The following is a 13,696-nucleotide window of genomic DNA, read 5'->3' as shown; positions in this document are numbered from 1 at the left end:
CCCCGCCTCGCGCGGCGCGGCGCCCGGCCGGGCGGGTGGGGCCGGCTGCGGGGTCGCGGGCAGCACGCGCAGCCGGAAGCGCAGCCCTTCGCTGTCCCCGAAGGAAAGGTCCTCGACCACCCTGCGCGCACGGTTCAGTTCAGGCGACGCCGCCAGGATGCGCGCGACCTCCTCCTCCACCGCCCGTTCCAGAACCTCGCTGAGGACGCCGGTCGCGAAGCGCCTGCGCACCGCCTCCGGCACCGTGCCGGGCGGAGCGGCGCGGTGCAGGTTGCGCGCAATCTCGATCAGCCTGGCCTCGCGCGCGGCCAGGATGCGCGCGGCCGGCACATGGATCACGAAGGCGGCGCCGGTCTCCGTCGCCGGGCCCGGTGCAGCGTCGCCCGCGCTCATGCCCCGGGGGGAACGCCCGCCGCGGCCGAGCCGTCGCGGAAACGCTTCATGGGATCCCATGGCTCGCCGAGCTCGAAGAAGCGCCGCCCGGCCTCCTCCATGGTCCGCAGCACCCCGGCCATGCGCGGGTCGTCGTGCGGCAGCATCACCACGTTCCAGGCATCCCAGTCGAAGGCGGTCACCGGCTCGCCGAAGAAGTTGAACATGCGGTATCCGCCCGGGCAGAGCCGGCCCATCCAGTCGAACAGCACCTGGTCGGACGGCTTGCCCTCACCGCGAAAGAGGAACTTCCAGTCCACTTCCGCCACGACGATGGGCCGCGTGCGCCGGATCGTCGCCTCGGCGCCGAACAGCACGCGCAGCTCCTCGCCCTCGACATCGATCTTGATGAAGTGCGGCGCGACCGCAGCCACCTCGGCCACGTCGTCGAGCCGGCGCAGCGATACCGCCAGCGTCTCCGCCACCTTGGTCCGCTCGCTCACCTCGCGGTTGAGCGTGTTGTAGCCCGTCTCCTCGGCGCGGAAGAACTGCGCCGTGCCCTCATGGTCCGACAGCGCGATCGGGATGATCGTGAGGTTCGGGAAACGCGCCTGCCATCTGATCAGCAACGCGGCCAGCCGGGGATCGGGCTCGAACGCCAGCACGCGCCCCTCGGATCCCACGGCTTCAAGCATGACGTAGGTATGCGATCCCCAATTCGCGCCGATGTCGATGGCGCAGCCGCCCTTCGGGCAATGCTCATCGACCAGGCCTTGGATCACGAACTCGAAAAACTTGCCCTTCACGTCGTTCGACGACGCCGACCAGCGCTCATGGGTCATCGCGCGCGCCTTCATGGAGCGGCCCCCCGCTTGCAGTGCCGCGATCGCATCGTCAGCTTCAATCCCATGATCAGTCTGTGACCGGCAGGCCTCTTCGCCGGAACACATAACCCCAAATGTTCCGGTTCCGGCAAGACCGCCCGGCCCGCCCATCCGCGACCACCGCACCGCGACCCGATACGAAAATGAGCGCAGGGGCCGACCTTCGCGTCACCACGCTCGCCGCAAGCGCGCCGTGGTTGCGCGGCGCGTCCACGGGTCGAGGCGCCACATGCCTTCAGGCGCATCGGCGAAGCCGGCGGCTTCCACGCCGCGCAGCGCCAGCGACTCCAGCCGCGCCCCGGCCATCTGTGCCGTCACGAACTGACCGGAGGCAACATCCCACCCTGGGCAGCGATGGATCACGAAGACGTGTCACGGCATGGAACCGCGCACCACCACTGCCCCACGCCGCTCCCGACGCAACGACGGTGCCGTGAGGGCCTGCTGATCCGAGGCGGGGCGCGGTGGTAGCGGCGAGCGGACTTGAACCGCTGACCCCGGCATTATGAGTGCCGTGCTCTAACCAACTGAGCTACGCCGCCAACGCGAGGGCCGCGAGTTAGGCCGCGGCCCGCCCCGTGTCAACCGATCCGCGCCCGCGCAGGAAGCCCCCGCCCAGCACGCGGTTCCCATCATACAGCACGCAGGCCTGGCCGGGGGCGACGATTCCCGGGACATCGAGCGCGACATGCGCGAGGCCCGAGGCCGCATCCCAGGTCACGGTCGCATCGCGCGGCGCCTCCCGCGCGCGGAGCTTCGCCTGGCAGCGCAGCGGCGCGGCGGGCGGGTCGATCAGCCAGTTCATCTCGCCGGCCACGGCCTCGCCCGTCTCGAGCGCGCCGCGGGGGGCGACGACGATGCGCCGTCTGCCCGCATCGACGCCGGCGACGAACAGGCGGTCATCGCCATCCCAGGACGCCTCGCCAAGGCCCCTGCCCTGGCCCACCGTGTAGCGCGCGATGCCGCGATGGGTGCCGAGCACGCGGCCATCGGCGTGCACCACCTCGCCCGGCGCGGTCGCCTCGGGCCGCAGCTTCGCGACCAGGTCGTCGTAGCGGCCCTCAGGCACGAAGCAGATGTCCTGGCTGTCGGGCTTGTCCGCGACCTTGAGGCCGAGCCTTGCGGCGACGGCGCGGACCGCATCCTTGTCCGGGTAGCCGCCGAGTGGGAAGCGCGCGAAGGCGAGCTGATCCCGCGTGGTCGCCGCGAGGAAGTAGGACTGGTCGCGCGCCGGGTCGGCCGCGCGGTGCAGCTCGGCGCCGCCGGCGCCTTCCACGCGGCGGGCATAGTGGCCGGTCGCCAGCGCCTCGCAGCCGAGGTCGCGGGCGAGCGCCACCAGGTCGCGGAACTTCACCGTCTGGTTGCAGCGGATGCAGGGGACCGGCGTCTCGCCGCGGGCATAGGTGTCGGCGAAATCGCCGATCACCTCGCGGCGGAACACCTGCTCGCGGTCCAGCACGTAGTGCGGGATGCCGAGGCGGTCGGCCACGTCGCGCGCGTCGTGGATGTCCTGCCCGGCGCAGCAGGCCCCCTTCTTCTGGATGGCGGCGCCGTGGTCGTAGAGCTGGAGCGTGGCGCCGACGACCTCGTGCCCTTCCTCGGCCAGCAGGCCGGCGACCACGCTGGAATCGACGCCGCCCGACATGGCGACGAGGATCCTCATGACGCGGCGTCCAGCCCCTGCTGCCAGAAGCGCTGCTCGAGCCGCGCGGCCTCGGCGAAGTCGGCCGCAAGCCGGGCGAAGCGGGCCTCCCCGCCATGGGAGACACCGAGCGCGTCGATCCGTGCGGCGGCGGCGCGCGCCATGGCCTGGTAGTCCTCGGCCGCGTAGGTGTCGATCCAGGACTGGTAGGGGTTCGCCTCGGCGCGGCGGGCGGGGTCTGCCAGGATGCGCAGCGCCACTTCGCCATAGCCCACGGTGCAGGGGGCGAGCGCCACTTCCAGGTCGAGGATGTCCCCGAAGAGGCCGCGGTCCAGCACCCAGCGGGTGTAGGACACCGTCTCGGCACTCTCCGGCGTCGCGACCACGTCCTGTTCCGACAGGCCCCACCCGGCGCAGTACTTCAGGTGCAGCTTCGTCTCATCCAGGATGGCGAGCACCGCCGCCGCCTTCTCCCGCATCGCGGCGAGACTTTCCCCCTTCACCACCGCGAAGGCCTTGGCCCGGGCGAAGTGGATCAGGAACAGGTAGTCCTGGATCAGGTAGGTGCGGAAGGCCGGCAGCGGCAGCGAGCCATCCGACAGGCGGCGGACGAAGGGATGCCAAGTGTAGCCGCTCCATGCTTCGGCCGAGGCGGCGCGCAGGCGGCGGAACAGGCCGCCTTCCGCGCCGAAGTCGGTCTCCCAGCGCGGCGCGGCCATGGCCTCAGCCGCCCGCGTTGCGGCTGCCCGCCGGCAGCTTCACGACCAGGCCGTCCAGCGCATCGGTCATGATGATCTGGCAGCCGAGGCGGGAGGTCTCCTGCAGGTCGAAGGCGAGGTCGAGCATGTCTTCCTCATCCTCGGTCGGCTTGGCGAGCTTGCCGAACCAGGCGCCATCCACGATCACGTGGCAGGTGGAGCAGGCGAGCGAGCCCTCGCAGGCGCCCTCGATATCCACGCCGTGGCGGTGCGCGATCTCGAGCACCGAGAGGCCCAGCGGCGCCTCCACTTCCTTGCGCGACCCGTCGCGCCCGACGAACACCATCTTCGGCATGTCTACTCCGCCGCCCTGCCTGTTCCGGAAGAAGCCTTCGCCCAGGCGTCCGCGAGCATCGCGGCGGCCAGGTCGACATCGGCGGGCGAGGTAAAGCGTCCGATGCCGATCCGCAAGGTGGCCCTGGCCCTCGATTCGTCGAGGCCGATGGCGCGCAGCACGTAGGAGGGCTCGACCTCGGCCGAGGAACAGGCCGAGCCGGTCGACACACACACCATTGGCGCCGCCTCCATGATCGCCTGCGCGGTGACGCCGCCGGGGAAGGCGAGGCTGAGGTTGCCCGTGACCTTCTCGCCCCCCGGCGCGTTCACGGCGAGGCCGGGCACGGCGGCCGAAAGGGCCGCGAGGAAACGGTCGCGCTGGCCGGCGATGCGCCCGGCATCGAGCAGGCCCTCGATTGCCGCGATCCGGCAGGCCTCCCCGAAGCCGACCACCAGGGGTGCCGCGAGCGTGCCGGAGCGTAGCCCCCTCTCCTGCCCCCCGCCGGAGAACAGCGGGGCGAGGCGCACGCGCGGGCGCCGGCGGACATAGAGCGCGCCGATGCCCTTCGGCCCATAGACCTTGTGGCCGGAGAGGGAGAGCAGGTCGGCGCGGATCTCCTCGACATCGAGCGGGATGCGGCCGGCCGCCTGGGCGGCGTCGGTATGGAACAGCGCGCCGGCTTCCTTGGCGATGGCGCCGATCGCGGCGAGGTCCTGGATGACGCCGATCTCGTTGTTCACCGCCATGACGGAGACGAGCAGCGTGCGGTGGTCGATGGCCGCGCGCAGCGCGTCGAGGTCGGCGAGCCCCTTGCCGTCCACCGGCAGGATGACGGGCTCGAAGCCTTCCGCGGCCAGGTCGCGGACGCTTTCGAGGACGCATTTGTGCTCGGTGGCGAAGGTGATGACGCGGCGGCGGTCGGTGCCCTGGCTCGCGGCGAAGCGGGCGGCGCCCTTGATGGCGAGGTTGTTCGCCTCGGTCGCGCCGGAGGTGAGGATGATCTCCCGCGCATCGGCGCAGATGAGGTCGGCGACGTAGCCCCGGGCTTCCTCGACCGCTTCCTCGGCGGCGCGGCCCATGGCGTGCTCGATGCTGGCGGGGTTGGCGAAATTGTCTTCCCACCAGGGGCGCATGGCGGCGAGCACGCGCGGGTCCACCGGGGTGGTGGCGTGGCAGTCGAGGTAGACGGGTCGGTTCGGCGTCGCGGTCATGGGCGGAAGATGGTCCGGAAGGCGGTGCGGCGGGAGGGTCGCGGCGGGCATGGCGGGATTGCTTGATTCGGACAAATGCCCCGGGCGGCGGTGGCGTGTGCGGGTTTCGGACAAATTGCCCATCCGGCGGGTGGGGATGGTTTCGGACAAATTCCCGGCGCGGGGGTCTGGCTGGTGTGGCTGGGACGGATGCACGGGTTCAAAGAGCGGGGGCGCCGTGGCGCCGCCACGCGGAACCATAATAGGAATGTTTTCTTTGCACAAGGTTCCCGCCCGCCTCGCCGGCCGGGCCTTGGCGACAGGCAAAAAAAGGAGTGGGGGGTGTCGGGGGGCGAGTTCCCTCGCCCCCTGACACTTACGCCGCCCGCCGCGCCCGCAGCGCCGCCCAGGCGCGCACGAAGCGTTCGGCCGCGTCCTCCGGTGTGTTCCATGGCAGGGAGACGCGGATCGCGCAGGCCGCGTCGGCCCCGAGCCCCATGGCGGCCAGCACGTGCGACGCGCCCACCTTCCCCGAGGAACAGGCCGCTCCAGCCGAGACCCGCACGCCCGCGAGGTCGAGCGCGATCACCTGGGTTTCGGCGGCGAGCCCCGGCAGCAGGATGGAGGTGGTGTTGGGCAGGCGTGGCGCCTCGCGGCCGGGGAAGCGGGCTTCGGGGGCGATGGCGGCGATGCGGGCCTCGATCTCGTCGCGGATGGCGGCGAGGCGGGTGGCCTCGGCGGGCTCGGGGGTGGCGGCCGCGAAGCCTGCGATGGCCGGCAGTGGTTCGGTGCCCCCTCGCCTTCCGCGTTCCTGCCCGCCGCCGGCGATGACTGGCGCGGGGTCGAGGCCCGGGCGGAGGAGGAGGGCGCCGGCGCCCTTGGGCCCGCCCAACTTGTGGGCCGAGAGGGCGATGCTGTCGGCCGGGGCCAGGATGGTCGGCACGCGCCCGGCGGCCTGGACGGCGTCGACATGCAGCAGGGCGCCATGGGCGTGGCAGAGCGCGGCCGCGGCTTCGATCGGGTGCAGCACGCCGGTCTCGTTGTTGGCGGCCATGAGGCAGACCAGCGCCGGTGGCTGGCCCGCCAGCGCGGCTTCGAGCGCGGCGAGGTTGAGCGTGCCGTCGGGCAGTACAGGGAGCGTGGCGGCGCCCTCGGCCGCGCGCAGGACGCAGGGGTGCTCGGTTGCGCCGACCAGGATGCGCCGCCCGGCCGAAAGGCCGCGGATGGCGAGGGTGTTGGCCTCGGTCCCGCCGGAGGTGAAGACCAAGTCCTGGGGCCTGCCGCCGAAGCGGGCGGCGATGACGGCGCGGGCGTCCTCCAGCACCCTCCGGGCGGCGCGGCCGGCGGCGTGGACCGAGGATGGGTTGCCCGGCAGGTCGAGCGCGGCGAGCAGGGCGGCGCGCGCCGCGGGGCGGAGCGGTTCGGTGGCGTTGGCGTCGAGGTCGAGCGCCGGCACGGGCGCTACTGCGCCGCGGCCTGGGAGGTCGGGGTGTCCTCCTGCGCCGGTCCTGGCGGGCAGGCGCGGCCGATGACGCGGCCCTCGACGATGTCGGCGAGCGTGACGCCGGCGAGGAAGAGGCGGATCTGGGCGCCGAGCTCGGCCCAGAGGTCGTGCGTCAGGCAGCGATGGCCGGCGAGGCATCCGGGCCCGCCATCCTCGCAGCGGGTGGCGATGATCGGTTCGTCGGCGGCCTCGACCACCTCGGCGACGGGGATCTGGGCGGCGGGGCGGGCCAGGCGATAGCCGCCGCCGGGGCCGCGGGCGGAGGCGACGAGGCCGGCGCGGCGCAGGCGCCCGAACAATTGTTCCAGATAGGCGACGGACAGGAGCTGGGCGGCCGCGATTTCCCCCAGCGTGACCGGCCGTCCGTTGGCGGCGCATTCGCCACGGGCTTCGCGCTCGGCCATTTCGACCATGGCCATGACCGCGTACCGCCCTCGCGTGGACAGTCGCATGGGCTACCCCGCTATGCCTGCAATGCTGATGACACGTCCCGACATGATGCCGCTGTCGTGATTCTGTTATGTGTTTCGTGTTCGGCTAAGTATATTGGCGTCGCCTCGGGGACACGGGAACCTCCCCCGGGGCACCATGGACGACAGCAAGGGCAGTTTTTTCGGTGCCATTGCGCCCCGCAGGTGCGTTGTGGGGCAACGGTATGGTTGTTGACCGGTGGGGTCAAGAATTTGCCCACCCGGCCACGCCGTGATCCATGTCGGCGCCAGCCGAGGATGCGAGGTTCCCCAAACCGCGGCGGGTCGTCGCGCATACTGGGTCAGGCCCTCCGGGGCGGCCCAGTGTCGCACGACCAGCGGCAAAGCGCATTGGAACTGAACGCACGATGCCCGAGGTCATGTTCGCCGGACCTGATGGCCGGCTCGAAGGGCGCTACCACCACTCGAAGCGCCAGAATGCCCCTGTGGCGCTGATCCTGCACCCGCACCCGCTCCATGGCGGGACCATGAACAATCGGGTCAGCTATTCCCTGTTCCAACGCTTCCAGGCGATGGGCTTCTCGACCCTTCGCTTCAACTATCGCGGCGTCGGCCGCAGCCAGGGCCGCTACGACGGCGGCATCGGCGAAGTGGCGGATGCCTGCGCCGGGCTCGACTTCCTCCAGGCCGTGAACCCGAATGCCTCGATGCTCTGGGTCGCGGGCTACTCCTTCGGCGCCTATGTCGGCATGCAGGTGCTCATGCGCCGGCCGGAAATGGGCGGCTTCATCTCCATCAGCGCGCCGGCGTCGCACTACGATTTCGGCTTCCTCGCCCCCTGCCCCTGCAACGGGCTGATCTTCCACGGCGCCGACGACGAGCTCGTGCCCGAGCCGTCCGTGCGCAAGCTGGTCGACAAGCTCAACACCCAGAAGGGCATCACCATCGACTATCGCGTGATGCCGGGCGCGGGGCATGTCTACACGCCCGAGCAGACCGAGAAGGTGATCGACGCGGCGGAAGACCATGTGATGGGCGTGCTCAACCGCGGCCGGATGTCGCTCGCGGCCGACTGAGCGGCATCACCATCCGACCAGGCCAAGGGGCCGCCGGGCAATCCGGCGGCCCTTTTTTCGTTTGGCGGCGAAGGGGGGGGATGCAACGTCGCCATGCAGAAGGAAGACACCACGGGAACCGGAACGCATCCTGGCCATCCCTGCGTCATCGTGCATTGATCCAGATCACATGAACGTCGCGGCGCCGACACCCTGGCCGGGCGCGCCGGGTCCGGGCATCCTCCGCGCAACATCGCCAGGAGGAAGCCCCTTGAGCATCACGCGCAGAACGGCACTCGCCGCCGCCCTCGCCACCCCTTCCCTCGCCCGCGCGCAAGGGGCCGGGTGGCGGCCCGACCGCCAGATCACCATGATCGTCGCCTTCGCCGCCGGCGGCGGGACGGACCTCGCGGCGCGGACCATCGCGCGCTTCATGGAAAAGGATCTCGGCCAGTCCGTGGTGGTGCTGAACCGCCCGGGCGCGGGGGGCGAGATCGGGTTCTCGGAACTCGCCCGCGCCAGGCCCGACGGCTACACGATCGGCTTCATCAATACGCCCACCATCGTGACCATCCCGATCGAACGGCGGGCGCGCTTCAAGCTCGACGATTTCGCGCTGATCGCGAACATCGTGGACGATCCGGGCGGGATGTGGGTGCTGAACGACAGCCCGATCCGCGACTTCCAGGGGCTGCTGGCCGCGGCGCGCGCGCAGCCTGGCGCGATCGGCTACGGCACGACGGGGATCGGCTCGGACGACCACCTGGCGGTGCTGGCGATCCAGCGCGCGACGCGCACGGAATTCCTGCACATCCCCTTCGCCGGATCCTCGCAGGTGAAGCAGAACCTGATGTCGCGGGCGATCCCGCTGGCCGTGATGAACATGGCCGAAGGCATCGCCGAATGGCGCCAGGGCGTGCTGCGCCCGCTCGCGCAGATGGGGGCGACGCGCTGGGAACCGGCGGCCGAGGTGCCCACGCTGAAGGAGATGGGCATCGACGTGGTGGAGGGATCCATGCGCGGCATGGCCGCCCCCGCGGGGATGCCGGCGGAAGTGCTGGAACGGCTCGCCCTGTCCGTCCGCCGCACGGTGGAGGACGCGGAATTCCAGGCGATCGCGCGCCAGCAGAACCTGCCGCTGCGCTTCCTCGCCCCCGGGCCGTATCGCGCGGAACTTGAGGCGCTGAAGGCGCGCTACGAGGCGCTGTGGGCGCAGCATCCCTGGCGGGAGTGAGCCGGGCGCTGGGAGGAGCCGCCGCACCGGCCGGGTAACGCCGCAAGCCGGCGTCGATGGGTCGCGCCGCGCGCAAGCGCAGGCGCGCGCATCTTCAGGCCGCGCGCAGGCGCAAGCGTTTTCAGGCCGCGCGCAGGCGCGCGAGGAACCCATCGACCGTGCCGCGCATCTGCGTCGCTCGGTCGGCCATGGTCTCGGCGGTGCCGCGCAGCGCCTCGGCGGAACGGCCATTGCCGGCGATCCGGTCCGACACCTCGCGCGTCGAATGGTGGATGCCCCCGAGCAGCTCGGCGCTGCGACGCGTCGCCTCGGCGATTGCGGCCGCCTCGCGGCCCTGGCGCTCGGTGGTCTCGGCAAGTTCGCCCGACAGCGACAGCAATTGCCGCGCGATGTCGACGACGCCGGCGACGGCGGACTGCGCCGCCATGCTCTCGGCCTGCACGAGCCGGATGCGCTCCTCGATCTCTCCAGTGGCCTGCGCCGTCTGTCCGGCGAGTGTCTTCACCTCGGAGGCGACGACGGCGAAGCCCTTGCCGGCCTCCCCGGCGCGCGCCGCCTCGATCGTGGCATTCAGCGCGAGCAGGTTGGTCTGGTTCGCGATGCCCGCGATCAGACGGGTGATCTCTCCGATCTGCTCGGCGCTGCGGCGCAGCGAGCGGATCTGCGCGTCGGTCGCCTCGGCCGCCTCGGTGGCCTGGCGGATGATCGCCGCGCTGCGCCCGACGGTGCCGGTCACGGCGGCGACGCCGGCGGTCAGGCGGTCGATCACCGCGCTCGATTCATCTACCTCGCCGCTGGCACGCGCGGCACCCTCGGCCGCACCGGCGGATGCGCGGCTGGCGGTCGCGCCGTCCTCGGCCAAGCGGTTCGCCTCGGCCAGCAGGGCGCCGGCGGCGTCGGCGACGACCGCGACGATGCGCCCCGCCTCGGCCTCGAAGGCGCTCGCCTCGGCATGGAGCGCGCCGGCCCGCGCCTGCGCTTCGGCAAGCCTGGCCGCCTCGCTCGTCTGGCGCGCGGCAAGTTCGTCGCGCATCCGTGCGAGGGATGTCATCAGCGCGCCGCACTCGTCCCGGCGACCAGTGTCGATCGGTGTGACGAGGTCGCCGCCGGCGACGCGTTCGGCCACGCCGATCGCCGCCGCATAGCCATCGGCAACGAGCGCGCCGAGCCGCCGCGCGAGCCACACGCCGCCCGCCATCGCCAGGAGCACGGCGGCAATCACCAGGATCTGGAGCCACGCGGCGAGCGCCGCGGTGGCGGCGCTGTCGGCAGCCGCGGCTTCCCGCCGGGCGCGGGTGGCATCCTCGATCGCGCCATGCAGCGCGGCGCGCTCGGCCAGCAGCAGGTCCTCGCGCAGCAGCGCGGTCTGCGGGCCGGCCCGGCTGCCCGGCAGGCGCTTGTCCATCTCCCCCAGCCAGGCCTCGATGCGCGGGCCCAGCGCGGCGAAGGCCGCGTCGCCCGCGGCCAGCGGCTCAAGGGCGCGTGCCAGCACGGCCGCCTCGGCCCGGAAGGCCTGCGCCTGGGTGCGCGCCTCGGCGGGGTCGCCGCTGTTCATGCCGTCGGAGGCGGCGCGAAAGGCCCGCTCGAAGGCGAGCTGCGCGATGCGGGTATGCTCGACCGCGTCGAGCGTCGCCTCGACCGCGGCGATCCCCTCGCGCAGCTTCAGCTTGCCGAACACGCCAATCAGGCCCTGCACCAGGCCGAGGCCGATGAGGCAGGCGAACCCGATGAGGAGGCGTCGCTGGATGGTCATGGCCGAGGGCCCTTCCGTCGTGACGGCGTGGCGTGGTGGCGCGCTCAGCGCGGCAAAGTCGGGGCGCGGAATTCCTGGATCGGCGCGCTCAGCGTCGCGAGGAAGGCGAGGAGGTCCTCGCGCTGGCGGTCCGTCAGGCTGAGCGGCTGCATCAGCGGCGACAGGCTCGGTCGCCGTTGCCCGCCGGTCTCATAGAAGCGGACGACAGCCTCGAGATCGGCCAGCACGCCATTGTGCATGTAGGGGGCGCGGCGGACCGTGTCGCGCAGGCCGGGCGTCTTGAAGGCGTGGCGCGCGAGCGGGTTGGCCGGGTCGAATTCGGCGCGGCCGATGTCGCCGGTCGGCAGTCCGATGTCGTGGAAGCGGTTGTCGGTGAACGGCCAGCCGCTGTGGCAGGCGGCGCAGCGCCCTTCATTCTGGAACACGTCGAGCCCCCGCCGGGCGGCGGCGCTGATCGCGCCATCATCGCCATCGACCCAGCGGTCGAAGTCGGACCGACCGGCAACGATGGTGCGCTCGAAGGTGGCGATCGCGCGCGTTATGGTCGCGACGGTGATGCCTTCGCCCGGATAGGCCGCTTCGAACAGGGGCGCGTAGCCGGCGATTCCGGCGAGTTTCCCGGGCAGTTCGGCGAGCGGCATGTTCATCTCGACCGCCGCGGCGATGGGGCCGGCGGCCTGCGCTTCCAGTGTCGGCGCGCGGCCGTCCCAGAAGAAGGGCCCGCCCCAGGCGGCGTTCAGCACGGTGGGAGACCGGCGGCCGAGCCGGACCATGCCGTGCCCGCGGCCGAGCGCCTGGCCGTCGCCCCAGCCGAAGGACGGGTTGTGGCAGGAGGCGCAGGACAACAGGTTGGACGAGGACAGCCGCGGATCGAAGAACAGGATCCGCCCGAGCATCGCGCGTTCGGGCGTATGCGCGTTCGCGGCGGGGAAGGGCACGACCTCCGGCCGGCGGTACATCGCCCGCAGCTGTTCGGTTGTCGGGATTTCCGCCGCGCTCGCGCCTGTGGCGGCAAGCAGAAGCGCGAGGAGCAGTCGCGAGGCAAGGCGCATCAGGGGCCCTCCGGCCACGTCACGATGGCACTAAAGCCCAACGATCCTTCCGGAATCATAACGATCCAGGATCAAGAGTGAGACAAAGCGGGACGATCGCCGGAAGTGGGCGCGTGCCGGACCGCTGCGGCCGCCTAGGCGCGCAGCGCCACCAGGTCTGCCACGTTCGCCGCCGTCAGCAGGCCGAGCAGCCGCCCGGCGGAATCCTCCACGGCAACCGCAGGCGCGCCGGCGAGTCCTTTCACCGCCTCGTTGAGGGGCGCGCGGGGCGGCACGCGCGGCACGGGCGCCATCGCATCCGCGACCGGCGTCGAAGGGCCGGCGGCGCGCAGGGCGTGGATGATGGCATCGCGCGTCAGCAGGCCCATCAGCCGCCCGGCGCCGTCGACGATGGGGAAATCCTGCTGCGGGGTGCGCAGCAGCGCCTCGGCCGCCGCCCCGACATCGGCGGCGGGCGGCAATGCCTCGAAGCGCGTCTCCATGGCGTCCTCCGCCGTCAGGCCGCGCGTCGCGGCGCGGAAGCCGGCCTCCGCGGCCTCCCCCGCCGCGCCGAGATAGACGAAGAGCGCGATGAAGATCAGCAGCGGCGCGCCGAACAGGCCCGCAAGGCCGAGCAGGAAGGCGATGCCCTGCCCCACCCGCGCGGCCGTCTCCGTTGCCGCGGCATGGGTCATGCGAAGGGCCAGCAGCGCGCGCAGCACGCGCCCGCCATCCATCGGGAAGGCCGGCAGCAGGTTGAACAGGACAAGGAAGGCATTCACCCAGAACAGGCGCGGCAGGAAGCCGGCGGTCGGGTCCTCGACCGTCAGCCCTTCCTCGGGCCCCGGCATGCCGCCGAGCAGCAGGGCGATCAGCAGGCAGATGCCGACATTCACCGCCGGGCCGGCGAGCGCGATGAACACCTCCCGCCAAGGCTCCTCGGGGATGGATTCCAGCCGCGCGACGCCGCCGATGGGCAACAGCGTGATGTCCGGCGTCGCGATGCCGTAGCGCCTGGCCGCCGCGGCGTGGCCGAGTTCATGCAGCACGACGCAGCCGAAGACGAGGGCGACGAAGACGATCCCCGCCACCGCGTCGGCGAGCCCGCCGCGCATCGCATGCATCGCGCCGATCCAGGCGAGCAGCAGGAAGAAGGTGACATGGATGCGGATGACCGTGCCGCGCACGCTGCCGATGGCGAATGACCAGGACAAGGATCGCCCCTCCGTGATCCGCACAGCCTACAGCAGATGACGCCCTACAGCAGCGCGCCGACGATCCGCCCGCCGGCGAGCGGCCGCGGCGCGCCCGTCGTGCTGGGGAAGGTGATCGGCAGGCCGCGCGCGACGCGTGCCGCCAGCAGACCGAAGGCCTGCGCTTCCAGCGCATCCCCGTCCCAGCCCGCGACCTCCACCGGGCGGACCGGTTCCTCGAGCGCGCCGGCCAGCGCGCGCATCAGCGCCGGGTTGCGCCGGCCGCCGCCGGCGACGAGCCATTGCAGCGGCGGGTCGGGGAACAGCCGCGCCGCGGCCGCGACGCAGACGGCGCAGAAGGCGCAGAGCGTC

The 13,696-nt window shown here is 72.1% G+C and carries 15 protein-coding genes and 1 tRNA gene; 2 read left to right on the top strand and 14 right to left on the bottom strand.

Annotated features, from left to right (window positions below):
- The 10 genes from HW577_RS11005 to HW577_RS10960 form a co-directional block, all read right to left on the bottom strand.
- On the bottom strand, positions 1 to 393 hold a 393-nt coding region (locus HW577_RS11005), incomplete at its 3' end, for a trigger factor family protein (RefSeq protein ID WP_232474852.1).
- On the bottom strand, positions 390 to 1,367 hold the full coding sequence (locus HW577_RS11000) for an FkbM family methyltransferase (RefSeq protein ID WP_198376182.1): 978 nt from the start codon (positions 1,365 to 1,367) through the stop codon (positions 390 to 392). The genes HW577_RS11005 and HW577_RS11000, both read right to left, overlap by 4 nt.
- Before the next feature lie 57 nt (positions 1,368 to 1,424).
- Positions 1,425 to 1,619, bottom strand: a complete 195-nt coding sequence (locus tag HW577_RS10995; protein WP_198376181.1) for a hypothetical protein — start codon at positions 1,617 to 1,619, stop codon at positions 1,425 to 1,427.
- Between the two features lie 102 nt (positions 1,620 to 1,721).
- Positions 1,722 to 1,798: transfer RNA gene (locus HW577_RS10990), tRNA-Met, on the bottom strand.
- A 17-nt stretch (positions 1,799 to 1,815) separates the two neighbouring features.
- The gene (mnmA, locus tag HW577_RS10985) at positions 1,816 to 2,919 is read right to left on the bottom strand and encodes a tRNA 2-thiouridine(34) synthase MnmA (protein ID WP_198376180.1); all 1,104 of its coding nucleotides are present in this window, start codon (positions 2,917 to 2,919) and stop codon (positions 1,816 to 1,818) included.
- Positions 2,916 to 3,617 (bottom strand): TenA family protein, encoded by a 702-nt coding sequence (locus HW577_RS10980; protein WP_198376179.1) that lies wholly within the window; start codon positions 3,615 to 3,617, stop codon positions 2,916 to 2,918. The genes mnmA and HW577_RS10980 overlap by 4 nt, the downstream gene beginning before the upstream one ends.
- A gap of 4 nt (positions 3,618 to 3,621) precedes the next feature.
- Complete coding sequence (locus HW577_RS10975; protein WP_198376178.1) at positions 3,622 to 3,951, bottom strand: ferredoxin family 2Fe-2S iron-sulfur cluster binding protein; 330 nt, start codon at positions 3,949 to 3,951, stop codon at positions 3,622 to 3,624.
- 2 nt (positions 3,952 to 3,953) lie between these two features.
- The gene (locus HW577_RS10970) at positions 3,954 to 5,144 is read right to left on the bottom strand and encodes a cysteine desulfurase family protein (protein WP_198376177.1); all 1,191 of its coding nucleotides are present in this window, start codon (positions 5,142 to 5,144) and stop codon (positions 3,954 to 3,956) included.
- 355 nt (positions 5,145 to 5,499) lie between these two features.
- Positions 5,500 to 6,579 carry a cysteine desulfurase family protein gene (locus HW577_RS10965; RefSeq protein ID WP_198376176.1) on the bottom strand — a complete coding sequence of 360 codons (1,080 nt, stop codon included), beginning with the start codon at positions 6,577 to 6,579 and terminating at the stop codon, positions 5,500 to 5,502.
- 5 nt (positions 6,580 to 6,584) lie between these two features.
- Positions 6,585 to 7,079, bottom strand: coding sequence for an Rrf2 family transcriptional regulator (locus tag HW577_RS10960; protein ID WP_198376175.1), 495 nt, complete (start codon positions 7,077 to 7,079; stop codon positions 6,585 to 6,587).
- Between the two features lie 386 nt (positions 7,080 to 7,465).
- Here HW577_RS10960 and HW577_RS10955 point away from each other — a divergent pair, with 386 nt between their 5' ends.
- Positions 7,466 to 8,134, top strand: coding sequence for an alpha/beta hydrolase (locus HW577_RS10955; RefSeq protein WP_198376174.1), 669 nt, complete (start codon positions 7,466 to 7,468; stop codon positions 8,132 to 8,134).
- Positions 8,135 to 8,384: 250 nt separating this feature from the next.
- Positions 8,385 to 9,347 (top strand): tripartite tricarboxylate transporter substrate binding protein, encoded by a 963-nt coding sequence (locus HW577_RS10950; RefSeq protein ID WP_198376173.1) that lies wholly within the window; start codon positions 8,385 to 8,387, stop codon positions 9,345 to 9,347.
- Positions 9,348 to 9,468: 121 nt separating this feature from the next.
- Here HW577_RS10950 and HW577_RS10945 read toward each other — a convergent pair whose 3' ends face one another.
- The 4 genes from HW577_RS10945 to HW577_RS10930 all read right to left on the bottom strand — a co-directional run.
- Positions 9,469 to 11,100, bottom strand: a complete 1,632-nt coding sequence (locus tag HW577_RS10945) for a methyl-accepting chemotaxis protein (protein ID WP_198376172.1) — start codon at positions 11,098 to 11,100, stop codon at positions 9,469 to 9,471.
- A gap of 44 nt (positions 11,101 to 11,144) precedes the next feature.
- The gene (locus HW577_RS10940; RefSeq protein WP_198376171.1) at positions 11,145 to 12,152 is read right to left on the bottom strand and encodes a cytochrome-c peroxidase; all 1,008 of its coding nucleotides are present in this window, start codon (positions 12,150 to 12,152) and stop codon (positions 11,145 to 11,147) included.
- A 134-nt stretch (positions 12,153 to 12,286) separates the two neighbouring features.
- Positions 12,287 to 13,345, bottom strand: coding sequence for a site-2 protease family protein (locus tag HW577_RS10935; RefSeq protein WP_198376170.1), 1,059 nt, complete (start codon positions 13,343 to 13,345; stop codon positions 12,287 to 12,289).
- A 44-nt stretch (positions 13,346 to 13,389) separates the two neighbouring features.
- The coding region (locus HW577_RS10930; RefSeq protein WP_198376169.1) for an anhydro-N-acetylmuramic acid kinase at positions 13,390 to 13,696 on the bottom strand (307 nt) is incomplete at its 5' end.

The organism is Neoroseomonas rubea, from assembly GCF_016106015.1.
GTDB classification, from domain to species: domain Bacteria; phylum Pseudomonadota; class Alphaproteobacteria; order Acetobacterales; family Acetobacteraceae; genus Neoroseomonas; species Neoroseomonas rubea.
The sequence above is the reverse complement of the archived record's forward strand: the minus strand, read 5'-3'. Positions and strand labels throughout refer to the sequence as shown.